Source organism: Nonomuraea recticatena (genome assembly GCF_039533245.1).
GTDB classification, from domain to species: domain Bacteria; phylum Actinomycetota; class Actinomycetes; order Streptosporangiales; family Streptosporangiaceae; genus Nonomuraea; species Nonomuraea roseola.
Genome location: NZ_BAAATE010000025.1, coordinates 37227 through 60083 on the forward strand (window position 1 = coordinate 37227; position 22857 = coordinate 60083).

Here is a 22857-nt window from a genome sequence, read left to right on the forward strand (position 1 = left end):
ATGCATCCATGGTGCCACCTCCGGCGAGTCCTCTCGACAACGCTCTTGACCGGATTGTTTACGGACATTTCCGAAATGGGAGAACTATTTCTTGATCGGGTGTTCATCACCCCCGGCGACTGTCGGGGGCGCCCCCCACGAACCCCTCGAGGAGCCACATGTCCCGTGTGACCGCCCTGCTCGCCGCGACCGCGCTCGCCGTCCTCAGCTCCGCCGCCCCCGCCGTGGGGACGACAGCCAGGTCGGACGTCAGGATCAACCAGATCCAGACGATCGCCACCCACAACAGCTATCACCGCGAGGTGACCGACGCGGAGAAGGACGTCCAGCGGAAGACGGACGCCAACTGGTGGAACCTGCAGTACTCGCACGCGGCGCTCCCCCACCAGTTCGCCTCGCAGCGGGTGCGCGGCATCGAACTCGACGTCTTCCCCGACCCGCAGGGCGGCCTGTACTCCAAACCGCTGGTCAGGCGCGACGCGGGCCTGCCGCCCCTCGACGACCCGGACCTCACCAAGCCCGGGTTCAAGGTGCTGCACTGGGGCGACCACGACTACGCCACCACCTGTTCGGCCCTGGTCACGTGCCTGCGCCAGGTGCGCGAGTGGTCGGACGCCAACCCGGGGCACGTCCCGATCACGATCCTCACCGAGCTGAAGACGACCGACCCCGCCAAGGAGGCCGCGGGCGGCGCCAAGAGCGGACCATGGACCGCCGCCCTGCTCGACGCCCTGGACGCGGAGATCCGCACGGTCTTCCCCGACGACCGGCTCATCACCGCCGACGATGTGCGCAGGCCCGGCCTGTCCCTGGAGGAGAGCGTGCTGCGGCACGGCTGGCCGCGGCTCAGCGACTCCCGCGGCAAGGTGCTGTTCTTCATGGACAACCAGTCGGCCGCCGTCCAGACGCCCTACCTGGCCGGGCGTCCGAACCTGGAGGGCAGGGTGCTGTTCACCAACTCCAGGCCGGGCCGTCCCGACGCCGCCTTCATCGGGTGGAACGACCCGCTCGGCGCCAACACCGCCCAGATCCAGGACTTCGTGCGGCGCGGCTACTACGTCCGCACCCGCTCCGACGTGCCGTTCACCGAGGCCCGCTCGGGCGACACCACGCGGCTGAAGGCGGCGCTCGACAGCGGCGCCCAGATGATCAGCACGGACTTCCCCGTCATCGGCCTGTCGGCCCGCAACGGCAGCGACTACGTCGCCGAGCTGCCCGGCGGGGCGATCGCGCGGTGCAACCCGCTCGTCGCACCGCGCGGCTGCCAGGACCACCGCCTGGAGCCGCGCCTCAGTTCACAGCCTCAGCAGCGATGACGATCAGCTCGACGCAGGCCTGCACCGGGATGGTCGTGCTGTCGACCACCAGCTGGTAGAGCCGCGGATCGGCGGGGTCGGCCCGGTAGAAGTGCCTGACATAGGCCGACCTCGCCCTGTCGTTGTCCTCGACCAGCTTGCGGGCCGCCCGCTCGGAGACCTCCGACAGGGCGGCGGTCTGCAGGATCCGCCTGCGCGCCGGCGCGTCGAGGCGCACGTGCAGGGCCCCGGGGTGCTCGGCCAGCACGAGCGCCCCCGCGCGGCCGAGGAAGACCCCACCGCTCGCCCGCGCGGTCTCCTTGATCATGCGTTCGGTCCTGGTGACGAACTCCTCCGGCGGGAGCGGCATCGCGCCGGGCAGGTACATGTCGACGCCGCCGAAGGTGACCGTCGGCAGCCGCATCGCCCCCGACAGCAGGCGGCCGAGCCCGTGCTCGGCCCTGTCGTCGTGGACGAGCGCCTCCTCGATCGAGCAGCCGAGCTCCTCGGCCACCGCACTCGGGATCGCCCTGTCGACGAAGGGCACACCGAGGCGTTCGGCTACCGCCGGGCCGATGACGCTGCCGGCCGTGCCGTACGTCGCCGAGATCGTGACGACCCGCATACCTCTCAGACTAGAACAGTGCGCTCGAAAGCGCTCTTCTCGCTTTCACCAGGGCGGGGTCGTCACCAGGCAGCGCGTCGAACAGGCCGAGCAGGTGCTTCCTGACGGTGTCGCGCTCGTCGCCCGAGGTGCGCTTGACGACGGAGACCAGCCTGTCGAAGGCCTGCTCGACGTTTCCGGAGAGCATCTCCAGGTCGGCGGCCAGCAGCTGGGCCTCGATGTCGGCGGGGTCGCCCAGGCGGCGGTCGACGTCGGCGGGGTCGACCGAGGCGGTCCTCCTGATCAGGCCGACGCCCGCGAGGCCCATCTTGGCGTCCTCGTTGCCGGGGGCGCGGGCCAGCAGCCGCTCGTAGGCGGCGGCCGCCGCGTCGAGGTCGCCCTGGTCGATGGCCTGCTCGGCGGCCACCAGGTCGGGGTCGGCGGGCGGGCCGTCCTGCTCGGGCGCGCCCGCGGCCTCGCCCTGCTCGCCCTTCGGCCTGGCGTCGGGGTTGGCCTCGTAGAACTGCTCGACGGCGCCCATGAGCTCGTCGAGCCAGCGGCGCACCTCCTGCTCGGGCAGCACCTGCTGGAAGCCGGTCACCGCCTGCCCCTGGAAGATGGCCAGCACGGTCGGCACGGCCTGCACGCGCAGCGCCTGCGCGACCTGCGGGCTGGCGTCGACGTTGACCTTGGCGAGCACGGCCCTGCCGCCCAGGTCGGTGATGACCTTCTCGAGGATCGGGCTGAGCTGTGCGCTGCCCTGGGCACGCGGCGACCAGAGGTCGAGGATGACGGGGACCGTCATCGACCGGTCGATGACGTCGGTCGTGAACGTCTCGTCCGTCACGTCGACCACCGACGCCGCAGCCTGGGGCCCCGCGGCCTCTCGCCGGGCCTGCGCCTCGATTGCCTGCTTGCGCGCGCCCAGATCCACTGCTCCGTAGAGCGATCCGGGCCTAGAGATGTCGGCCATGCTCCTCATCTTGCCGCATCGCCGCCGCACCGAGCGCAGGAGCCCGGCCGGAGAGAGCGACGAAGGAGCCGACAAAGGAGCCGACGAAGGCCGGGGCGGGCGCGGCCTTCAGAGGCCGGAGCGCAGGAGCGGGGCGGGCGCGACCGTCAGGCGCTGAAGTCACCCGCCGCCACTCGCAACGTGCGCAGCAGGCCGAACATCTCGCTGAGTTCGCTCTCGCCGTACATGGTCATGCCGAAGTCAGCGTTCATCAGGTCAGCGGTAGCGGCGTCCACGATCTCCCTGCCCCTGTCGGTGATCTCGGCGAGCACGCCCCTGCCGTCGCGCGGGTTGCGCAGACGGACCACCAGACCGGCCTTCTCCAGGCGATCGACGGTGTTGGTGACGCTCGTGGGATGCACCATGAGGCGCTCGCCGATCTTCGACAGCGGGAGGGCGCCTGTTCTGCTGAAGGTCAACAACACGAGAGCTTCGTATCTGGCGAAGGTCAAGTCATACGGCTTGAGGAGCGAGTCCAGTTGCGACAGCAGGATCTGGTGCGCTCTCATGATCGAAGTGACCGCGGCCATGGCGGAGGACGGCCCGAAGTGAACACGCCAGGTCTCAGCAGCGCGCTCGATCGGATCGAACGGCAGGTTGAGCGACACAGCGCTACGTTAGCGTGCCGCTCGTCCTGGTTCGTATAGTTACCGAGCGCAACCATATTCACCGCTTGACCAAGAACCTGGGCGCTAATCATCACGCTCAGTTATGGTTCTCGCACGAAAAGGTGACGCGGAGCCAGGGGACGGCCATGAGCCGGTGTTCCGCGATCGCTGACCGGGCACGGGGGGTGCTTGATGTATTTCAGCGGGAGGTTTCGCCGTGCGTGAGCACGCCGGCGTCACACGCGAGGAGCTGAAGCAGAGCGCGGCTGTCACGACCGCCGTTCTGCTGGCCGTGGGGCTGGTGGCCGCATGGAGCGTCCTGATACCGGGCGTCGACGCCTGGGAGAACATCGTGGTGGCGGTGATCGGGTCGCTCAAGCTGACCGGTCCCGTCGCGGCCGCTTTCGCGGCCTGGGTGGCCGCGCGCAAGCGCCGCGCCCTGCGCGGCAGGTCGGTCACGACCTGGACCGCGCTCAAGGCGCCACTGGCCATCGTGGTCGTGGTCGTGGGGTCGTTCACCGCGACGGTGCTGGTGCTGGCGGTCAAGACCGTGCTGACCGAGCAGGCGGGGCGGCTCAACCTGGCAGGACTCGGCATGGGCATGGCGGGTCTTGCCCTGTACGCCGTCATCGGATGGGTGACGGGCTGGCTCGTGCCGAACGCGATGACACCACTGGTGGCGGGTCTCGGGTGCTACGGGCTGTTCACGTGGCTGGCCGAGGGCAAGACGTGGGCCGACAGGCTCGCACCCGGCACGGGTGAGCCTTACGACCTGTTCCAGGGGCTGGCGGGGGCGGCCTTCCTCGACCAGACGCTGTGGCTGCTCGGCATCGCGCTCACCCTGCTGCTCGGCTGGGCGGCGGTGGTGACGCGCCAGGCGCTGGTGCTGGCCTTCGCGCTGCTCGCGGTGCTGGCGGCGGGCACGGGGGTGGCCAGGCTGCTGACCGAGCCCAAGCCCGCCAGCGCGCAGCCGCTGGCCTACAGCTGCCAGGAGTGGCCGATCACGGTCTGCCTGCATCCGGGGATGCGCGGCGGCCTCACCGAGCTCGGCGACGCGTTCACCAAGATCGCTTCCAAGCTGTCGGGCACGCCCGCGGCGTTCACCAGGGTGGAGCAGCGGCCGCTCGGAGAGAGCCTGCGCGCCTCGACCGGCATCGTGCCGATCCACCTGCCCGACCTGTCGGCGGGCTTCGCCGACGAGGCCGCCTACGACTACGTCGAGAGCCTGGCCGCCCCCTGCGGGGACGATCCTGCCGGCGGCTACAGGGAGATCGTGATGGCCTGGCTGCGCGGGGAGCCGCTGCCGGGAGGGCCGCTGCCCGAGCACCAGTACGCCGCGGCCTGGTTCTCAGGGCTGACCGAGCACCAGCGTCGCGACTGGCTGCGCATGTTCTACACCGACTTCAAGGCCTGCCAGCTGTCGGCCAGGCACTTCGGCGGCGGACCCGCCGTGGCCTCGCCCGCCCCGACCGCCACGAACACCTATCCGGTCTACCCCACATCCAGCGGTGAGAGCTGGGGACCGGAGATGTCACCGCAGAGCTGGCGTTGATCATCTAGACAGGGGCAGTGAGTTCTACATGACCGTGCAGACGGCGGCCAGGCGCCGCCGATGGCGATATGTGGCGACGGCGTTAGTTCTCGCCGTCCTGGCAGTGGTGGGCGGGCGACTGGCGTGGTCGTGGCTCAACCCCTTCGAGGAACGCAGCGTGGACCGCAGCCAGCCCGTGCTGCTGCAGTCCATCCATGACCTGGCCAGGTTCGAGGCGGCGACGGGCAGCTTCCAGGTCGTGGTCGACCTGGAGAAGGACGCGCCCTTCCTGCCCGACGGGATCAAGGGCACCCGCACCCTGTTCGTCGGCGCGGGCAACGTCGACGCGTACGTGGACTTCGGCGCGCTGGCGAAGGACGCGATCACCGTCTCGGCCGACCGCACCCAGGTCACCGTACGGCTGCCGGCCGCCCAGCTGGAGAAGCCGAACCTGGACAACAAGCGCTCCTACGTCTTCGCCCAGCAGCGAGGCCTGTTCGACAGGGTGACCGACTTCCTGTCCTCCTCCCCGCAGAACCAGCAGGAGCTCTACGTCCTGGCTGAGAAGAAGATCGCCGAGGCGGCCGTCGCCAGCGACCTGCGGGCTCGTGCCGACGCCAACACCAAGGCGATGCTGGAGGGCCTCATGAAGTCGCTGGGCTTCACCAAGGTGACGATCGTCGCGGCCGCGGGCCCGTAGGCATCGCGACCTGACGCTCTAGGCATGTCCCCTGCCGACTTAGGCGCAGGGGACCTGCGAGCACGTCCGGAGATAGGGCATCCACCCGATGTGCGGGGGTGGGCCTTAGCCCGAATCTAGAGAGTGTCAGGAAGACGACGAACACCACGGGAGAACCCCATGAGCCCCGAGCTCAACTACCAGATGATGCAGAGCAGGGTCGACGAGCTCCACGCGGCCGCGGCGCACCAGCGCCAGGTCGCCGAGGCCCGCAGGGCGCAGGTCTCCGAGCGCGGCGGCCGCACCAGGGCCTTCATCGCCCGCCTTCGCACGGCATGACCTCGCACGAAGAGCCCGGCCGCCGACACCTTCGCGGCCGGGCTTTCTGCTTTCCCTAGGGAGGGCTAGGGGACGCGGATGATCAGGGCGTCGCCCTGGCCGCCGCCACCGCACAGGCCCGCCGCGCCGAGACCGCCGCCGCGCCGCCTGAGCTCGTGGGCGAGGGTCAGCACGATGCGCGCCCCCGACACCCCGATGGGGTGACCGAGCGCGATGCCGCCGCCGTTGACGTTCACCTTGTCGTAGGGCAGCCCGAGCTCCCTGGCCGACTGGATCACCACGCTGGCGAACGCCTCGTTGATCTCCACCAGGTCGAGGTCGTCCACCGACAGCCCCTGCTTGCCGAGCGCGTGCTTGATGGCGTTGGCCGGCTGCGACTGCAGCGAGGCGTCGGGGCCGGCCACGTTGCCGTGCCGCCCGATCTCGGCCAGCCAGGTCAGCCCGAGCTCCTCCGCCTTGGCCCTGGACATGACGACGACCGCGCACGCGCCGTCGGAGATCTGCGAGGCCGACCCCGCGGTGATCGTGCCGTCGGCGGCGAAGGCGGGCCGCAGCTTGCCCAGCGTCTCGACGGTGGTGTCGGGCCTGACGCCCTCGTCGTCGGTGACCAGGCCGCGCTTGGGGACCTCCACGGGCACGATCTCGTCCTCGAACACGCCGTTCTTCATCGCGGCGGCGGCGAGCTGGTGGGAGCGGGCGGAGAACTCGTCCTGCTCGGCCCTTCCGATGCCAAGGCGGGCGTTGTGGCGCTCGGTCGACTCGCCCATCGCGCACTGGTCGAAGGCGCAGAACAGGCCGTCGTGCGCCATCGAGTCGACGACCTGGGAGCCGCCGTACTTCACGCCCTTGCGCAGGCCGGGCAGCAGGTGGGGGGCGTTGGTCATGGACTCCATGCCGCCCGCCACCACGATGTCGAACTCGCCCGCGCGGATCAACTGGTCGGCCATCGCGATGGCGTCGAGGCCCGACAGGCAGACCTTGTTGATGGTCACCGAGGGCACGGTCATCGGGATGCCCGCCTTGACGGCGGCCTGGCGGGAGGGGATCTGTCCCGCGCCGGCCTGGAGCACCTGCCCCATGATCACGTACTCCACGGCGGAGGGCGCGACTCCGGCGCGGTCGAGGGCGGCCTTGATGGCAAGAGCGCCGAGATCGACGGCCTGGAGGCCGGAGAAGGCGCCGAGCAGGCGTCCGATGGGTGTACGAGCTCCGGCGACGATGACGGAACCAGACATGGCAGGGCCTCCTGTGCACACGAGGGGTCGTTTGACACGATACCCAGGACCACAGGGCCGACCACCATGGAGGCGGGACACACGTGTTTATGCGGATCGACCACATCGGGATCGCCTGCCACGACCTGGAGGAGAAGATCGCGTTGTTCGAGCGGACCTTCGAGCTGACCGTCGTGGCCCGCGAGGTCAACGAGGAGCAGGGCGTCAAGGAGGCCATGCTGCACATCGCCGACGGCGAGGGCGGCGGCTCCTACATCCAGCTCCTCGAACCGCTCTCGGAGGACTCCCCCGTCGGCAAGTTCCTGGCCAGACGGGGCGAGGGGGTGCACCACGTGGCCTTCGGCGTCCCCGACGTCTCGCAGGCCATGGAGAAGATCGGCGCGAAGGGTGTCAGATTGCTCGACGAGCGGCCCAGGCACGGCTCCATGGGCTCGTCCATAGCGTTTCTGCATCCGAAGGATGTGGGCGGAATGCTCACAGAGCTGGTCCAGGCCGCAGAGGGCCGCTGAACGTAAAAAACGTTCATATGTAACTAGTCGCGCAGATAGTTGGACGGGGCCTCCAAGGCGGCAACAGCGGAGTACGCTGGCCTTCCACCGGACAAGGAGCTTGCTGCCAGGAGCAGGCTCCTGGCTCGGATGTCCCGAACCCCCCGTCCGGCCCGTGTAGCCGTCTCGACAACCCAGGATCGAGCCTCCATGCAGTCCGACATCGACGCCCAACTCAACAACTTCTTCGAGGACGCCCCAGCCCGCGAGTTCGACGTGGTGCTCCGTGGTTACGACCGGCACCAGGTCCACGACCACCTCAAGCAGCTCGACAACGAGCTGCGCCAGGCTCGCGAGCAGGTCACCGGTCTTCAGCGCGACCTTACCGACTCCCAGCGACAGCTCCAGGAGCAGGAGCGCCCGACCTACTCAGGTCTCGGCGCCCGCATCGAGCAGCTGCTGCGCCTCGCCGAGGAGCAGGCCACCGAGCTCGTCCAGGCCGCCAGGTCCGAGGCCAACGAGATCAAGGCCCACGCCAAGGTCGAAGCCGCCGACATGCGCGCCGCCGCCGAGAGCGAAGCGGCCGAGAAGCGTGCCCAGGCCACCCGCGAGGCCGACGACATGCGCACCACCGCCGAGCGCGAGGCCGAGGAGATCCGCTCGACCGCCCGCCGCGAGGCCGAGGAGCTCACCAACACCACCGAGCGCGAGGCCGCCAAGCTGCGCGCCACCGCCGACCACGAGGTGGCGGAGAAGCGCGCCGACGCCGAGCGCGAGATCGCCAAGCTGCGCACCACCACCGAGCGCGAGGTCGCCCAGCTGCGCGCCTCGACCAAGCGCGAGCGTGACGAGGTCCTCACCACCGCCAAGCGCCAGGCCGACGAGATGCGCGCCCAGGCCCAGCGGGTGCTCGAGGAGTCCGAGGCCAAGCGGGCCCAGGACGAAGCAGAGTTCGAGATCCAGCTCGCCGCCCGTCGCGAAGAGGCCGAGCGTCAGGAGGCCGAGCGCCACTCCACCGCGCAGGCCGCCACGCAGAAGCTGGTCGCCGAGGCCGAGCAGCGCGCCGCGACCGCCGAGTCCCGCGCCACCAAGGCCACCCAGCAGGCCGACCAGACCCGCCGCGAGGCCGACACCCACGCCAAGCAGCTGGTCGCCAACGCCCGCAAGAACGCCGACCAGATCGCGGCCGAGGCCAAGGCCAGCGCCGAGCACATCGTGAGCGAGGCCAAGTCCGAGGCCGAGCGCACCCGCTCCAACATGCAGCGCCAGGTCGACGAGCTGACCAGGCAGCGCGACAGCATCACCAGCCACCTCGCGCAGCTGCGCCAGCTGCTCGGCGGCGCGCCCCTTCCTGGCATGGAGCCGGAGCCCGCCGTCACCGCCGCCCCGCCGAAGCCGGCCCTGGCTCCTTCGGCCTCCAACGGCAACGACAAGCCGGTCCCCGCGCCGGCCCCCGCCCCCACGCCCGCGTCCGCCAAGGCCGAGGCCAGGGGCGACGACGACTCGGAGTGGTGGCAGGAGTAGCCCCCCTTGATCCGGGGTTGATCGACGGCTGGGAGAGCCTGGCGACCTGGAGGTCGCTAGGCTCTCTTGTTGTCTTTGTACGGCTTGCCCGGATTGCCCCCCAACCGCATGGAGCCATCGTGACCGCCAGCCCCGACGCCCAGACTCCCTCCAGCGAGGCCGACGAGTCCGAGCCCGCGGCGCCCGCGAAGGCGGAGGAGGAGGCGGCCGGCAACGGGGGGCTCTCCGGCGGCGAGGCCTCAGGCCCGGCGCGGGGGCCCGACCAGCCGTCTGGTGAGAGGGCCGCCCTGCCGTACGGCATGCCGGGCAAGCCGCTGGCCAGAGGGCCGTTCCTGTTCGGCCTCGTGGGCGGCCTCGGTGTGCTGACCGCGATCGCCATCGGCCAGCTGATCACGAGCTCGTTCAGCGTGATCATCCTCATCGTGGTGGCGATGTTCCTGGCCGCGGGGCTCAACCCCGCCGTCGAGACGCTGCAGCGGCGCGGCATGAAGCGCCGGACGTCGATCTCGATCGTGTTCGCCGGCGTGATCGTGATGTTCGGCCTGTTCGGGCTGGCCATCGTGCCGCCGGTGAGTCAGGAGTCTGCCGACTTCATCGCCGCGGTCCCCGGCTACTTCGACCAGCTCACGGCCAACCCGACCCTCAGGCAGCTCGACTCCGACTACCAGCTGCTGCCCAAGCTGGCGGCCTTCGTGACCGACACCCTGGCCCCCTCGCTGGCCAGCGGGGTCGTCGGCGCGGGGCTCGTCGTGCTGGACGGGGTGTTCACCGGGCTGACCCTGCTGGTGCTGATGCTCTACTTCCTCGGCTCGCTGCACACGATCAAGGAGTACTTCCTCAAGCTCGTTCCCGCCTCCCGCCGTTCCAGGACCGAAGCCATCACCGACGAGATCCTCAGCGGGATCGGCGGCTACGTCGCGGGCAACGTGCTCATCTCCGTCATCGCGGGCGCGCTGAGCTGGGCCTTCCTGACCATCGCGGGCGCTCGCTACGCGCTGGCCCTGGCCCTGGTGATCGCCCTCACCGACCTGATCCCGCTGGTCGGGGCGACGATCGGGGCCGTGCTGGTGAGCGGCGTGGCGTTCCTGCAGTCGGTGCCGCTCGGCATCGCCTGCGCCATCTTCTTCGTCATCTACCAGCAGGTGGAGAACTACCTCATCTACCCGCGCGTGATGAAGCGCTCGGTGGACGTGGCGCCCGCCGTGACCGTGATCGCGGCGCTGTTCGGCGGCGCCCTGCTGGGCATCGTGGGCGCCCTGCTGGCCATCCCGGTCGCCGCCGCGATCGCGCTGATCATCCGTGAGGTCGTGCTGCCTCGCCAAGCTCGGAGCTGATGAACGAGGCCACGGCCGCGTTGAACGCCTCGGGCTGCTCGACCGCGCTCAGGTGACCTGCCCGCTCGACGACCGTCAGCCGCCCGTCGGGTACGGCCCGCAGCATCGCCTCGGCGTCGTCGCGCGTGGTGAGCTGGTCCTCCTCGCCCACGATCACCAGGGCGGGCGCCTTGAGCGCGGCGAGGGTGTCGAAGGAGTCGGGCCTTCCCGCCATGGCCCGCTGCGCCCACGCCACCGCGCCGGGCGGAGCCGACTGGACCAGCCCTCTGACCCTGCCGAACACCATCGCCCTGCGTTCCTTGGTCGTCTGCCCGAGCAGTCCTGGCAGGACCTCCTCGACCAGCACCCCCGTGCCGTCGGCCAGGACCTGCCGCGCGATCCGCTCCCTGTTCTCCCTGGCCTGCTCGGTGTCCTGGCTCGCCTTGGTGTCGGCCAGGATCACCCCTGCCACGCGGTCGGGATGGCGGCGGCAGAAGGCCATGGTCACGTAGCCGCCCATGGACTGCCCGCCGACCACGGCCCGCTCGATGCCCTCCTGGTCGAGCAGGGCGGCCACGTCGTCGGCCATGAGGTCGATGGAGGGCTCGTCGTCGCCCAGCCTGGAGCCGCCGAAGCCGCGCAGGTCGGGGGTGATGACCTGGCAGGAGGCCGACAGACCCTCCCGCTGGGCCAGCCACATGGCCGACGAGAGCGGAAAGGCGTGGAGCAGGACGACAGGGACGCCGGTCCCGGCTGATCTCGTGTAGAGCTGCACGGACCACACGGTAACCCGGTTCTCGCCGACAATCACCGTGCGGCCCATACCGATATCCGGCCTAGGGCGCGACCGCTATCCCTCAGATGGCCGTGGCGCCGCCGTCGATGAACAGCACCTGGCCCGTCATGTAGGCCGAGGCCTGGCTGGCGAGGAAGACCGCGGGGTGGGCCATCTCCTCGGCCGTCCCCCAGCGCCGCATCGGCACGCCGCCGATCGTGGAGGCGCTGACCGCCTCGTCCTCCCACAGGTTGCGGTTGAGGTCGGTGGCGGTCCATCCGGGGCACAGCGCGTTGACCCGCACCCCCGAGGTGGCCCACTCCACGGCCAGCGTCTTGGTCAGGGCGACCAGGCCCGCCTTGGCCGCGGCGTAGGGGGCCAGGAAGGGCGCGCCGAGCGCGGCCACCGAGGCGACGTTGATGACCGAGCCCGAGCCGCGCTCCAGCAGGTGCGTGGCGGCGGCGTGGCAGACGGTCATCGCCGAGTCGAGGTTGAGCCGCATGAGCTTGTCCCAGCCCGACAGCCGCAGATCCTTGAACTCGACGAGGAAGTTGGAGCCGCCCGCGTTGTTCACCACGATGTCGAGGTGGCCGAGCGCCTTGATCGCACCGTGGACGGCCGCCGCGGCGGCGTCCCTGTCGGTGAGGTCGGCGGGGATGACCACGGCCTGCCGTCCGCGTGCCTCGACCTCCTTGGCCACCTCGGCCAGCGACTCGGGCGAGCGGGAGACCAGGGCGAGGTCGGCGCCCGCGTCGGCGTAGGCGAGCGCGATGGCCCTCCCGATGCCCCTCGACGCCCCGCTGACGAAGGCCTTCCTGCCCGAAAGATCGAACGCGCCCATGCCGCCTCCTTGCCCGTGACCGAACAAGATTCTATGGAACGTCCGTGGGCAGGGGGAAGGCGTCGGGGGTGACCCGCTTGACGATCTCGTTCAGCGCGATCCTGACGTACGGCTCGCCGACCCACAGATGCTTGGCGCCTTCGACGCCGATCACCTCCGCCTGGGGCACCCTGGCGAACCTGGCCCTGGCCTCCTCCGGCCGCAGGTAGTCGTCGAACTCGGGCACCAGCGCCACCAGCGGCCGCCCGAAGGCCGCCCAGGCGTCCAGGTCGGCGTCGGTGGCCCTGTGCAGCGGCGGCGACAGCAGGATGGCCCCCTCCACCAGCGGGTCGTGCGCCCACTTGAGCGTGAGCTCGGTGCCGAAGGACCAGCCGACCACCCAGACCTTCGGCAGGTCGTGGAACTCGGCGTACTCCAGTGCCGCTGCGACGTCGTACCGCTCGCCCTCGCCGCCGTCGAAGGCGCCCTCGGAGGTGCCTCTCTCGGAGGAGGTGCCCCTGGTGTTGAAGCGCAGCACGGCCAGGTCGGCCAGGGCGGGCAGGCGGTTGGCCGCCTTCTTGTAGACGTGGCTGTCCATGAACCCGCCGTGGGTCGGCAGCGGGTGCAGGGTGACCAGCGTCGCCACGGCAGGACGGTCGGCCGGCAGCGCCAGCTCGCCCACCAGGGTCAGCCCGTCGGCGGTGTGCAGCTCGATCGGCTCGCGCCTGGCGGGCAGGACGGTGGCCGCGCGGATCTCCAAGACGTGTCTCCTCAGTACCTGGTGCGCCCTGGACCGCGGTCCAGGCGCTTGCGCCAGCAGGTGGTGTGCCAGTGGCGGCGTTCCTCGTCGCCGCCGCTCCAGTCGGGCCAGCTCACGATGTGCGGGGCTCCGGGGCGGATCTCCTGGTCGCAGCCGGGGCAGCGGTAGTTCTTCGCCGAGGAGGACCCGCTGAGCATGCGGACCTTCCAGTCGCCGTCGGGCCAGTGCTCCACCCTGTCGGTCGAACTGGGGAAACCGATCGGGCGGGTGGACTCCTTGCGGCGGGCTCGGCGAGGGCTCATGCGCGGGGGAAGGCGTCCAGCCCGGCCGTGACGAGCTGGTCGAGCAGCGGCGCGGGGGCGAAGGACGGAGACAGGTGCTCGGCGTAGAGGGCGCGCAGCCCGTCGCGCACCTTCGCCAGCCCGATGGACTCCATCAACTCGAAGGGCCCCTGCGGATACCCGCAGCCGAGCCGCATCGCCGCGTCGATGTCGGCGATGGAGGCGTATCCGGAGGAGTACATGTGGACGGCGTCGTTCAGGTGGGCGTAGAGGAGCGCGTCGATCACGGACCTCCTGCACGGCACCGGCGTGTACCCGGCCACCCTCAGCAGGTCGCGGGCGCAGAGCACGGCTTGGCGGGAGGTCAGCACGGAGCCCGACAGCTCGGCTACCTTCCCCGTGACGCGCACCTGGACGACCCGCTCCCCGAGCGCGGCCTCGCCCACCCGCAGGACCACGTCGGGCTCCGCTGAGTCCTTGAACCCCGCCGCGGCCAGCGTCGCCGCCAGTTCCTGCGACCCCTCGACGCGGACGGTGCTGGCCGCCGCCTTCTCGGGCGTGGACTCCGCGGCGGACTCTCCGTAGAAGCCTCTGCCCGACTTGCGGCCGAGCCACCCCGCGGCCACGTAGGAGCGCAGCAGCGGCGAGGGGACGTGCCGTTCCGAGCGCGACTCCTCGAACAGCACGCCCATGATCTCGTAGGAGGTGTCGAGCCCGATCAGGTCGAGCAGGCTGAAGGGCCCCATCGGCAGGCCGACGCCGAGCCGCATGGCGTTGTCGATGTCGTCGCGGGCGGCCACGCCGTGGTCGAGCAGGGTGACCGCGTGGTTCAGGTACGGCAGCAGCAGCCTGTTGACGACGAACCCCGCCCTGTCGCCCACCGCGACCGGCGTCTTGCCGAGCCGTACGGCAAGGTCGGAGACGGAGGTGACGACGCCTGGCTCCGTGACCACGGTGCCGACGACCTCGACCAGGCCCATGACGGGAGCGGGGTTGAAGAAGTGCATGCCGACCACCCTGCCGGGGCGCCCCGTGGCGGCGGCCAGCGCGGTGACCTGCAGCGAGGAGGTGTTCGTCGCCAGGACCGCGGACGGCTTGCAGATCCTGTCGAGGTCGGTGAAGAGCGCGACCTTGTACTCCATGACCTCGGGGATCGCCTCGACCACCAGGTCGGCGTCGCGAAGGTCGTCGCGCGACGTGGTGAGCGTCACCCTGGAAAGGATCTCCTCCCGCTCGCCGGCGGAGAGCCTGCCCTTCTCCAGCGCCCTTCCCGTGGACGCCTCCAGGTGCCCGAGCCCTCTGTCCAGGGCCTCCTGATCGGCCTCGACGCCGACCACCCTGATCCCCGCTCTGGCGAAGACCTCCGCGATGCCGGCCCCCATCGTGCCGAGACCGACCACTCCCACCGTTTCGAACACCATGCGCCCAGTTTTCCAGAGCCGGTAGGGTTGGCCGTCATGCGGCTGGTCATCGCGCGATGCAGCGTGGATTACATGGGAAGGCTCACGGCACACCTGCCGATGGCGCCGAGGCTCGTCCTCATCAAGGCGGACGGCAGCGTGAGCATCCACGCTGACGACCGCGCGTTCAAGCCGCTCAACTGGATGAACCCGCCGTGCAAGCTCAAGGAGGACGGCCCGACCTGGACCGTCACCCACGGCAAGACCGGCGAGAAGCTCGTGCTGACGATGGAGGAGATCCTCCACGACTCCTCCCACGAGCTCGGCGTCGACCCCGGCCTGATCAAGGACGGCGTCGAGGCGCACCTGCAGGAGCTGCTGGCCGAGCACATCAGCACGCTGGGCGAGGGCTACACGCTGATCCGCAGGGAGTTCATGACGGCCATCGGCCCCGTCGACATCCTGTGCCGCGACTCCTCGGGCGCGACGGTCGCCGTGGAGATCAAGCGGCGCGGCGAGATCGACGGCGTCGAGCAGCTCACCCGCTACCTCGAGCTGCTCAACCGCGACCCGCTGCTGGCCCCCGTGCGCGGTGTCTTCGCCGCTCAGGAGATCAAGCCGCAGGCCCGGGTGCTGGCGGCCGACCGCGGCATCGACTGCGTCACGCTCGACTACGCCGCCCTGCGCGGCATCGAGCCGGAGAACCCGACGCTGTTCTGAGCGGGCTCTCGCTCACCTCAGCCTGGACAGGATCTCTCCGATCCTGGCGCGGGCCGCTTCGTCGGCCGAGCGGCCGGCGAAGTCCGTGCCCGCCTCCCGGCACTGGCGCACCGCCTCCTTGAGCTCGGCGCCGAGCGCCCTGCGCCGCTGGCCTGACGCCTGCGACATCTGCAGCCTGATCTCCTGCGCCCTGGCGAACAGCGCCTGGGCCTCCTGCTCCAGCGCGTGGAGGTTGCCGGGGTCGGCCCTTCTGATCGAGCGCAGCTCCTCGACCAGCGCCGTCAGCGCGCCCCCTCGCGCGTTGTGCGGCTGCACGACGAGCCTGCGGCGTTCCTCGACGGTCTCCTCGTCCGTCCAGGGCGACAGGTCGCGGGTGATGTCGGCCACACTGGCCCCTCCTCGGCGGCCTCGGGCCCGACTCCCAGCCGGGCGTAGTGGGTGTGGTGGGGCAGCACGAGCGGAAGGGGGAAAAGCGACATGACGCCTTTCGGGGGAGCTGTGGATCTGGAATGCCATTGTTTTGCTCGCCTGTCAGGGCAGCAACCCCCTTCTGGATAAACAAGGGTCCGCGCAGGCCAGAGCGACAATCCGGTGGGCCGAAAATGTATTTTTCGGGCCGATATGACCCTTGTAAGTGAGTGGTTACGAATCTATCGTGGCGCCATGACTTTCGACTCGTTGAATCCGGCCACAGGCGAGGTCGTGGGAACGCATCCTCAGCACGACGCCGAGGCCGTAGGGCTGGCCGTCGCCAGGGCCGAGCAGGCGGCCGCCTGGTGGGCGGAGCTGGGCGCGGGCGAGCGCAGACGCAGGCTCCTCGACTACAAGGCGATCGTCACCCAGAACCTCAGGCCGCTGGCCGAGCTGGTCCACCAGGAGACGGGCAAGCCCAGGGGCGACGCCGTCCTGGAGATCGTCCTGACGATCACGCACCTCGACTGGGCCGCGCGCAACGCCGAGAAGGTGCTGGGCAGGCGCAGGGTCGCCACCGGCCTGGTCGGGCTCAACCTGGCCGCGACGCTGGAGTACCTCCCGCTCGGCGTCGTGGGCGTGATCGGCCCGTGGAACTACCCCGTCTTCACCCCGATGGGCTCCATCTCCTACGCGCTGGCCGCGGGCAACGCCGTGGTGTTCAAGCCGAGCGAGCTCACCCCCGGCTGCGGCGTACGGCTGGCGGAGCTGTTCGCCCAGGCCGTGCCCGAGCACCCCGTCCTGCAGACGGTCACAGGGCTCGGGGAGACAGGCGCCGCGCTGGCCGGCGACCCGCGGGTGAAGAAGGTCGCGTTCACCGGCTCCACCGCCACCGCCAAGCGGGTGATGGCGGCCTGCGCGCGCAACCTCACCCCGATCGTCGCCGAGTGCGGCGGCAAGGACGCCTTCATCGTCGACGCGGACGCCGACCTCAGGGCCGCGGCCGACGCCTGCCTGTGGGGAGCGCTGTCCAACGCGGGGCAGACGTGCGTGGGCGTGGAGCGCGTCTACGTCGTCGACCAGGTCTACGAGCCGTTCATGCGCGAGCTGAAGGAGCTGGCCTCGACGGTCAAGGCGGGCGAGCACTACGGCCCCATCACCATGCCCGCCCAGCTCGACATCATCAGGCGGCACATCGAGGACGCGGTCAAGACGGGCAAGGCGGTCAAGGGAGGGCCCGAGTCGGTGCGCGCGCCCTACGTCGATCCCGTCATCGTCGAGGACGTCCCCGAGGACTCCGCGGCGGTACGGGAGGAGACCTTCGGCCCGACCATCACCGTGCGCAGGACCAGGGACGCCAAGGAGGCCCTGGAGCTGGCCAACGCCTCCGCCTACGGGCTGGGCGGCACCGTCTTCTCCCGCGACACGCGCGGCGCCATGCGGCTGGCCAGGCTCATGCGCAGCGGGGCGACCGCGATCAACTCGGTCATCTCGTTCGCTGGAGTGCCCTCGCTGCCCTTCGGCGGCGTCGGCGACTCGGGGTTCGGCAGGATCCACGGCGCCGACGGCCTGAGGGAGTTCGCCAGGCCCAAGGCCATCGCCCGCCAGCGCTTCGCCCTGCCGGGAATGAACCTGACATCCTTCTCCCGCGCGCCCGGAGAACTTGAGCGACTGATCAGGATGGTGACCATCTTGCATGGGCGACGTAAGCACTAATGTAAACACTCTTTCCCGAATGCGATCATCCATCCATAATTGTGGGCTCTGGGGGCTCACGATCATGCGGAACGGGTGGAATGTGAACCGGTCTTACCGGGGAATGTCGGCCGAGCAAAGGCTGGCTGACAGACGGGAGCGGCTGATGGCCGCCGCATACACGCTCTATGCGAAACCAGGATTCGCCGCCACGACCATCGAAAGGCTGTGCACGGAGGCCCGGATCTCCAATCGCGCCTTCTACGAATGTTTCGGCGGCAGGGAGGAGCTACTCCAGGCACTGCACGAACGGTGCGTCGACGAAACCATCGCCGCGGTCTCCAAGGCCCTGCAGGAGGCGCCCCAGGAACTCGACGAGCGCATCAGAGCCGGGATTTCCAGCTATATCGGTTTCGCGACCGCCGACTGGCGGCGAGCGCGCATCATGCACGTCGAAGTGCGCAGGTCAGGTGATGTTCTGACCGCCTCCAGGCAGCGGGCGATAGAGTCCTTCGCCCGCATGGTCGAGGACGTCACGGACAGCTTTCCCGACCCCGCTCCGGTCAATCGGCACCTGCTCGCACTCGGTGTGATAGGAGCGCTCCAGGAGCTGCTCATCGAATGGGTGCTGGCCGAGGAACCGCCTTCCATCGAGGAACTCGTCGCCGCGGCGGTCCATATCTTCCACAGATCCTTTGCCAACCACGTGATCACTTAGCGTGATCGCGTGATCGACTACATCGGGGGATATTCACACCGCCGGGACGCCGGCCGGACCGGGCATCAGGCACGGGCGAGGGCAGGGGCGGCTGATCGCACCCTGCCCTCGAATATGGTGTGGCCTCCGGCGCGCTCCCGACCACCGCCGGATGTCACTTTCAGGCCACCGCGGCCGCCGGCACCTCCACGCGCAACACTCGATTCAGCCGAGTCACCGCCAGCACCCGCATGATCCGTGGTGGCACTCCCCGAAGAACGAGACGGCGATCCGCGCTCAACGCGCGACGATGCGTGCCCACGAGCACACCGAGACCAGTGGAGTCGATCATCTCCAAGGTGGAGAGGTCGACGATCAGGTCGCCCTTGCCCGAATCGACCGCGTCGTGCAGATGCGGCCGTATCTCGGCAACGGTCCCCACGTCGAGCCGATGCCCGACATACACCACCTGTGCCCCCGGCTTCCCTCGGACCCGCATGCCACCTCCTCAGGTCACGCCGCCATTAAATCACGCAACGTAGTCATTCACTCTCGCAAGGTGAGAATCAACACACACCAGCCATGACTACGGTTACCCACTCAGAGCCAACCCATGTCCCTCGCCATCCGAATTGCGGTGATTCGGTTGCTTGCGCCCAACTTCGTGATGGCGCTGGACAGGTAATTTCGCACCGTTCCCTCGGTGAGATGCATGGCCACGGAGATCTCCCCGACCGACAGCCCCGTGGCGGCCAGCTCCAGCGCTCCCCGCTCACGCTCGGTCAGCGGGCTCTCCCCCGCCATCATCGCCGAGGCGGCCATCTCGGGGTCCAGGTAGCGTCCGCCGTCGCGGACCTTCCTGATCGCCGCGGCCAACTCGCTGGCGGAGGCGTCCTTGGGGATGAAGCCGCGCACCCCCGCCGCCAGCGCCCTGCGCAGGTAGCCGGGCCTGCCGAAACTCGTGAGGATCACGATCGCCTGGCCGGGGAGGGCCTCGGCGACGCTCAGGCCGTCCATGCCCGGCATCTCGATGTCGAGCACGACCACGTCGGGGCTGTGCGCCTCGACCGCGCCCACCACCTGGTCTCCCCTGCCGACCTGGACGACCACCTCGATGTCGGGCTCCAGGCCGAGCAGGGTGGCCAGCGCCTGCCGGATGAGGTGCTCGTCGTCGGCCAGCAATACCTTGATCATGCGGGAATCCTCGCCCTCACCGTGAACTGACCGTCACTCTGTCCCGCCGTCAGCGCGCCGCCGTGCGCGGCGACCCGCTCGCTCATTCCCGCCAGGCCGTTGCCCGCCGTACCGCTGGGCGGCTTGGGGTGATCGTTGCTCACGGTCAGCTCGACCCACCCGCCCGTGGAGGCGACCTTGATGCGGCAGCGGGTGGCGGCGCTGTGCCGCAGCACGTTGGTGCTGCTCTCGCGTACCAGCCAGGCCAGCAGCGTGCTCACCTCGTCGCCCAGCGCCGTCTCCGGCAGTTCGAGGGCGCAGCTGATGCCCGCCGCCTCCATGACCGCCCTGACACTGCGCAGCTCCGCGTTGAGATCGACCGTGCGGTAGCCGCGGACGACCGAGCGGATCTCCTTGAGCGACTCGCGCGCCAGCCTCCTGACCTCCAGCATCTCCTCGGCCGCGGGGCCCGAGGCCAGGCGGGCGGCCAGCTCGCTCTTGACCGCGATGGCCGAGAGGCTGTGGCCCACCACGTCGTGCAGGTCGCGGGAGAAGCGCAGCCGCTCCTCGGTGACCGCCAGCTTGGCCTGGGCGTCCCTGCCCTCGAGCGAAGCCTTGACCACCGTCCAGAACCAGAACTGGAAGCGGTTGAGCCATACCACCATGCTGATCGTCACGGCGTAGAAGACCACGGCGTGGGGCTGGAAGGCCGCGCACGCCGCCGTCGCGATCAGGGTCATCAGCGCGGCGGTGAACCTGGAGACGTGCAGACCGGCGAGCGCCCCCCAGGCCAGCGCCGCCATCGCGCCCGCGAACTCGGGCTCGCGGGTCATGATGAAGATCACCAGCGCCAGCACGCCCGTGATGACGACCTCGGTGCGGGCGTGAGTCCCCGTCACGGTGATCCTGGCGGCCCGCCAGTAGACGACGGTGAAGGCGACGGCCGACACCCCCGCCACCACCAGCTGCCATGGCGGAGGAGGACCGGGTGCCGTCGCCGTCCAGAACAGGCCCACCCACGGCAGCAGAGCGCCTCCTGCGACACTCCACATGGTGGCTCGCCTGAGGCGCTGGTAATCGGTCCTGCGATCGCTCATGGTGGGAGCCAACCTAGCCGTGCCTGGGATCCCAGCGGAACAGCCACTTCGCCAGCAGCCCCGCGACCACCAACCAGGCGAGCAGCGCCCCGATCCAGGGCAGCGCCGCCGCCCAGGAGCCACCGCCGTAGCCCATCCGCATCATCTCCACGATCGGCGTCGTGGGCACCAGCCTGACGGCGAAGGGCATCTCCGACAGCGGGATGAGCAGCGGGGAGCCCACCAGCGCCACGATCAGCACCGGCAGCACCGCGACCTGGGCCAGCTCGGCGTTCGGCGTGATCCCCGAGAAGGCGGCGGCCAGCAGCCCGAACACCGCCACGCCCAGCACCGCGGCCACCAGCATCATCGGGACGTTCTCCGGCAGACCACCGCCCGTGCGGTCGATCCACACCACCAGCAGCGCCACCTGCAGGACGAAGACCGCCAGCGCCGCCAGGCCGGCCCCGCCGAAGATGGCCACCGCCGAACCCTGGCCTCCGCGCAGCCGCTTGAGCACCAGCTCCTCACGCCGCGCGGTGAAGGAGTTGACGAGGTTCATGAAGACCGCGAAGGCGAGCAGCACCCCCGGCATCCCCGTCAGGATGAACGATTCGCTGCCGCCCTGCGAGAGCATCCAGGCGAACAGCAACGGCAGCAGCAGCACGTTGAAGACGGCCGTGGTGTTGCGGCCGAGCAGCTTCAGATCCATCCTGGCCAGCCGTACGGCGTGCAGCACGTCGGTTCTCATCGCTTGTCCTCCACCACTCGCAGGAAGGCGTCCTCGAGGGTGCCCCTGCGCACCTCGAGCCGCTCCAGGGTCAGTTCCATCTCGTCGGCCCAGGCCAGCAGCGCCCTGAGAGCGGGATGGGCCTCGCCGCGCAGGGTGTAGACGACGTGCCCGCGCTCGGACACGGGGGCCGCGCCGTCCAGGAAGGGCGCCTCGGCCGGACGCGGCAGCCTGAAGGTGATCTGGTCGCCGGTCGTGGCCACGACCTCGTCCACCGTGCCGTAGGTGTGGATCACGCCCTCGTGCATGATGGCGAGCCTGTCGGCCAGGCGCTCGGCCTCCTCCAGGTAGTGCGTGGTGAGCAGCACCGTGGTGCCGCGCTCCTTCAGCCCCCTGATGACCTCCCAGGTGGCCTGCCTGGCCTCGGGGTCCATGCCGGTGGTCGGCTCGTCGAGGAAGAGGACCTCGGGTCGCGAGAGCACCGCGAGGGCGAGGTCCAGCCTGCGCTTCTGGCCGCCCGACAGCTGCCTGACCCTGGTCCTGGCCTTGTTCGCCAGCCCCACCAGCTCCAGGACGTCCTCCTTCACGGGCTGACGGCCCGCGTCGGCGCTCATCCCGCGCCAGACGTCGACGGTCTCGGCGACGGTCAGGTCACCGAAGAAGCCCGCCTCCTGCAGCATGATCCCGATGCGCGGGCGCAGCGCCCTGCGCTCCTTCACGGGGTCGAGCCCGAGGACCCTGACCATGCCGTCGCTCGCCCTGGTGAACCCCTCCAGGACCTCCATCGTGGTGGTCTTGCCCGCGCCGTTGGTGCCCAGCAGCGCGAACAGCTCCCCCTGGGGCACCTCGAAGGAGATCCCCCTCACCGCCTCGAAGCTTCCGTAGCGCTGCCGCAACCCCGCGACCTCGATCGCCGGTCCGCCCACCGCCCCGCGCTCCGCGGTGTCCGCCGCCTGTGTCGTCCTCATGCGTCCAAGCCTGCTGTGCGCGCCTTCCCGCCTGTAGTCGCCGATATCACCGACCTCGTGTGACGATCACTCCGGTCGCACATGACATCTGTCATGAGGCGGGGAACCGTCTGCGATGCTGGGGTCATGACCCGCGCAGACAAGGACAAGCCAGTCGTCCTCTCCAGGATCTACACCCGTACCGGAGACGACGGCACGACCGCGCTCAGCGACCTGAGCCGCACCTCGAAGACCGACCCCAGGCTCGCCGCCTACGCCGACGCCGAGGAGGCCAACGCCGCCATCGGCCTGGCCCTGGCGTACGGCACGCTCGCCCCCGAGATCGTCGAGGTGCTGGGCAGGGTCCAGAACGAGCTGTTCGACCTCGGCGCCGACCTGGCCACCCCCGCCGTCGACACGCCGGAGTTCCCTCCGCTGCGCGTGGAGCCCTCCTATGTCGCCTGGCTGGAGAAGCAGTGCGACCGCTTCAACGCCGAGCTGAACCCGCTGCGCAGCTTCATCCTGCCCGGCGGCGACCCCGCGACGGCCCAGCTGCACGTGGCCAGGGTGACGGTCCGCCGCGCCGAGCGCTCGGCCTGGGCGGCCATGCAGGCCCACAACGACATCAGCCCGCTGCCCGCCACGTACCTCAATCGCCTGTCGGACCTGCTGTTCATCCTGTGCAGGACGGCCCACGACGGCACCGAGATCCTGTGGAAGCCGGGAGGCACCCGATAACGAAAG

26 protein-coding genes are annotated in these 22857 nt (G+C 70.0%); 11 read left to right on the forward strand and 15 right to left on the reverse strand.

Annotation, left to right across the window (positions count from 1 at the left end; translation table 11 throughout):
- Positions 1 to 158: 158 nt before the first annotated feature.
- Entirely contained in the window at positions 159 to 1316 is a 1158-nt protein-coding gene (locus tag ABFX50_RS35595) for a phosphatidylinositol-specific phospholipase C1-like protein (RefSeq protein ID WP_346152725.1), read from the forward strand.
- On the opposite strand, the gene ABFX50_RS35600 is transcribed toward ABFX50_RS35595, so the two are convergent.
- From ABFX50_RS35600 to ABFX50_RS35610, 3 genes are all read right to left on the reverse strand, one after another.
- Positions 1291 to 1920, reverse strand: a complete 630-nt coding sequence (locus ABFX50_RS35600; protein ID WP_183649000.1) for a cytidylate kinase-like family protein — start codon at positions 1918 to 1920, stop codon at positions 1291 to 1293. The genes ABFX50_RS35595 and ABFX50_RS35600 overlap by 26 nt on opposite strands.
- Positions 1921 to 1930: 10 nt before the next feature.
- On the reverse strand, positions 1931 to 2872 hold the full coding sequence (locus ABFX50_RS35605; protein WP_346152727.1) for a tetratricopeptide repeat protein: 942 nt from the start codon (positions 2870 to 2872) through the stop codon (positions 1931 to 1933).
- A 146-nt stretch (positions 2873 to 3018) separates the two neighbouring features.
- Positions 3019 to 3519, reverse strand: a complete 501-nt coding sequence (locus ABFX50_RS35610) for a MarR family winged helix-turn-helix transcriptional regulator (RefSeq protein ID WP_183649006.1) — start codon at positions 3517 to 3519, stop codon at positions 3019 to 3021.
- Positions 3520 to 3736: 217 nt separating this feature from the next.
- Between ABFX50_RS35610 and ABFX50_RS35615 the strand changes: the two genes are divergently transcribed.
- The 3 genes from ABFX50_RS35615 (at position 3737) to ABFX50_RS35625 (ending at position 6068) form a co-directional block, all read left to right on the forward strand.
- Positions 3737 to 5071, forward strand: coding sequence for a hypothetical protein (locus ABFX50_RS35615; RefSeq protein WP_183649009.1), 1335 nt, complete (start codon positions 3737 to 3739; stop codon positions 5069 to 5071).
- A gap of 28 nt (positions 5072 to 5099) precedes the next feature.
- A complete protein-coding gene (locus ABFX50_RS35620) occupies positions 5100 to 5750 on the forward strand; it encodes a DUF4230 domain-containing protein (RefSeq protein WP_346125715.1) in 651 nt (216 codons plus the stop codon).
- Between the two features lie 159 nt (positions 5751 to 5909).
- Positions 5910 to 6068, forward strand: coding sequence for a hypothetical protein (locus ABFX50_RS35625; protein WP_346152730.1), 159 nt, complete (start codon positions 5910 to 5912; stop codon positions 6066 to 6068).
- A 65-nt stretch (positions 6069 to 6133) separates the two neighbouring features.
- Here the strand turns inward: ABFX50_RS35625 and ABFX50_RS35630 are convergent, their stop codons facing one another.
- Positions 6134 to 7303 (reverse strand): acetyl-CoA C-acetyltransferase, encoded by a 1170-nt coding sequence (locus tag ABFX50_RS35630; RefSeq protein ID WP_346152732.1) that lies wholly within the window; start codon positions 7301 to 7303, stop codon positions 6134 to 6136.
- An 83-nt stretch (positions 7304 to 7386) separates the two neighbouring features.
- Between ABFX50_RS35630 and mce the strand changes: the two genes are divergently transcribed.
- The 3 genes from mce to ABFX50_RS35645 all read left to right on the forward strand — a co-directional run bounded on the left by mce (position 7387) and on the right by ABFX50_RS35645 (position 10649).
- Positions 7387 to 7812 (forward strand): methylmalonyl-CoA epimerase, encoded by a 426-nt coding sequence (gene mce / locus ABFX50_RS35635; RefSeq protein WP_346152734.1) that lies wholly within the window; start codon positions 7387 to 7389, stop codon positions 7810 to 7812.
- Between the two features lie 189 nt (positions 7813 to 8001).
- On the forward strand, positions 8002 to 9315 hold the full coding sequence (locus tag ABFX50_RS35640) for a DivIVA domain-containing protein (protein ID WP_183649027.1): 1314 nt from the start codon (positions 8002 to 8004) through the stop codon (positions 9313 to 9315).
- 119 nt (positions 9316 to 9434) lie between these two features.
- A complete protein-coding gene (locus ABFX50_RS35645; protein ID WP_346152737.1) occupies positions 9435 to 10649 on the forward strand; it encodes an AI-2E family transporter in 1215 nt (404 codons plus the stop codon).
- On the opposite strand, the gene ABFX50_RS35650 is transcribed toward ABFX50_RS35645, so the two are convergent.
- The 5 genes from ABFX50_RS35650 to ABFX50_RS35670 all read right to left on the reverse strand — a co-directional run bounded on the left by ABFX50_RS35650 (position 10609) and on the right by ABFX50_RS35670 (position 14685).
- Positions 10609 to 11403, reverse strand: coding sequence for an alpha/beta fold hydrolase (locus ABFX50_RS35650; RefSeq protein ID WP_346152739.1), 795 nt, complete (start codon positions 11401 to 11403; stop codon positions 10609 to 10611). The genes ABFX50_RS35645 and ABFX50_RS35650 overlap by 41 nt on opposite strands.
- Positions 11404 to 11485: 82 nt before the next feature.
- The gene (locus ABFX50_RS35655) at positions 11486 to 12244 is read right to left on the reverse strand and encodes an SDR family NAD(P)-dependent oxidoreductase (RefSeq protein WP_346152741.1); all 759 of its coding nucleotides are present in this window, start codon (positions 12242 to 12244) and stop codon (positions 11486 to 11488) included.
- Positions 12245 to 12275: 31 nt separating this feature from the next.
- Positions 12276 to 12983, reverse strand: a complete 708-nt coding sequence (locus tag ABFX50_RS35660) for an alpha/beta hydrolase (RefSeq protein ID WP_346152743.1) — start codon at positions 12981 to 12983, stop codon at positions 12276 to 12278.
- A gap of 11 nt (positions 12984 to 12994) precedes the next feature.
- Positions 12995 to 13285, reverse strand: a complete 291-nt coding sequence (locus ABFX50_RS35665; protein ID WP_183649035.1) for an ATP/GTP-binding protein — start codon at positions 13283 to 13285, stop codon at positions 12995 to 12997.
- Positions 13282 to 14685 carry a 3-hydroxyacyl-CoA dehydrogenase gene (locus ABFX50_RS35670; RefSeq protein WP_346152745.1) on the reverse strand — a complete coding sequence of 468 codons (1404 nt, stop codon included), beginning with the start codon at positions 14683 to 14685 and terminating at the stop codon, positions 13282 to 13284. Before ABFX50_RS35670 ends, ABFX50_RS35665 begins: the two co-directional genes overlap by 4 nt.
- Positions 14686 to 14721: 36 nt before the next feature.
- Here ABFX50_RS35670 and nucS point away from each other — a divergent pair, with 36 nt between their 5' ends.
- Positions 14722 to 15384 (forward strand): endonuclease NucS, encoded by a 663-nt coding sequence (gene nucS / locus ABFX50_RS35675; protein ID WP_346152747.1) that lies wholly within the window; start codon positions 14722 to 14724, stop codon positions 15382 to 15384.
- A 12-nt stretch (positions 15385 to 15396) separates the two neighbouring features.
- Here nucS and ABFX50_RS35680 read toward each other — a convergent pair whose 3' ends face one another.
- A complete protein-coding gene (locus ABFX50_RS35680) occupies positions 15397 to 15771 on the reverse strand; it encodes a hypothetical protein (protein ID WP_346152749.1) in 375 nt (124 codons plus the stop codon).
- 276 nt (positions 15772 to 16047) lie between these two features.
- Here ABFX50_RS35680 and ABFX50_RS35685 point away from each other — a divergent pair, with 276 nt between their 5' ends.
- Together ABFX50_RS35685 and ABFX50_RS35690 are read left to right on the forward strand one after the other, a co-directional pair.
- Positions 16048 to 17511, forward strand: coding sequence for an aldehyde dehydrogenase family protein (locus tag ABFX50_RS35685; protein WP_346152751.1), 1464 nt, complete (start codon positions 16048 to 16050; stop codon positions 17509 to 17511).
- A 145-nt stretch (positions 17512 to 17656) separates the two neighbouring features.
- Positions 17657 to 18208: a TetR/AcrR family transcriptional regulator gene (locus ABFX50_RS35690; protein ID WP_346152753.1), complete on the forward strand. Its 552-nt coding sequence runs from the start codon at positions 17657 to 17659 to the stop codon at positions 18206 to 18208.
- Between the two features lie 160 nt (positions 18209 to 18368).
- On the opposite strand, the gene ABFX50_RS35695 is transcribed toward ABFX50_RS35690, so the two are convergent.
- The 5 genes from ABFX50_RS35695 to ABFX50_RS35715 form a co-directional block, all read right to left on the reverse strand.
- Positions 18369 to 18686: an STAS domain-containing protein gene (locus ABFX50_RS35695; RefSeq protein WP_183649070.1), complete on the reverse strand. Its 318-nt coding sequence runs from the start codon at positions 18684 to 18686 to the stop codon at positions 18369 to 18371.
- Positions 18687 to 18787: 101 nt separating this feature from the next.
- A complete protein-coding gene (locus ABFX50_RS35700; RefSeq protein WP_183649074.1) occupies positions 18788 to 19381 on the reverse strand; it encodes a response regulator transcription factor in 594 nt (197 codons plus the stop codon).
- The gene (locus ABFX50_RS35705; RefSeq protein WP_346152755.1) at positions 19378 to 20457 is read right to left on the reverse strand and encodes a sensor histidine kinase; all 1080 of its coding nucleotides are present in this window, start codon (positions 20455 to 20457) and stop codon (positions 19378 to 19380) included. The genes ABFX50_RS35700 and ABFX50_RS35705 overlap by 4 nt, the downstream gene beginning before the upstream one ends.
- 13 nt (positions 20458 to 20470) lie before the next feature.
- On the reverse strand, positions 20471 to 21187 hold the full coding sequence (locus tag ABFX50_RS35710; RefSeq protein WP_346152757.1) for an ABC transporter permease: 717 nt from the start codon (positions 21185 to 21187) through the stop codon (positions 20471 to 20473).
- Positions 21184 to 22134 (reverse strand): ABC transporter ATP-binding protein, encoded by a 951-nt coding sequence (locus tag ABFX50_RS35715; protein WP_346152759.1) that lies wholly within the window; start codon positions 22132 to 22134, stop codon positions 21184 to 21186. Before ABFX50_RS35715 ends, ABFX50_RS35710 begins: the two co-directional genes overlap by 4 nt.
- A gap of 126 nt (positions 22135 to 22260) precedes the next feature.
- Here ABFX50_RS35715 and ABFX50_RS35720 point away from each other — a divergent pair, with 126 nt between their 5' ends.
- Positions 22261 to 22851: a cob(I)yrinic acid a,c-diamide adenosyltransferase gene (locus ABFX50_RS35720; protein WP_346152760.1), complete on the forward strand. Its 591-nt coding sequence runs from the start codon at positions 22261 to 22263 to the stop codon at positions 22849 to 22851.
- Positions 22852 to 22857 lie beyond the last annotated feature (6 nt).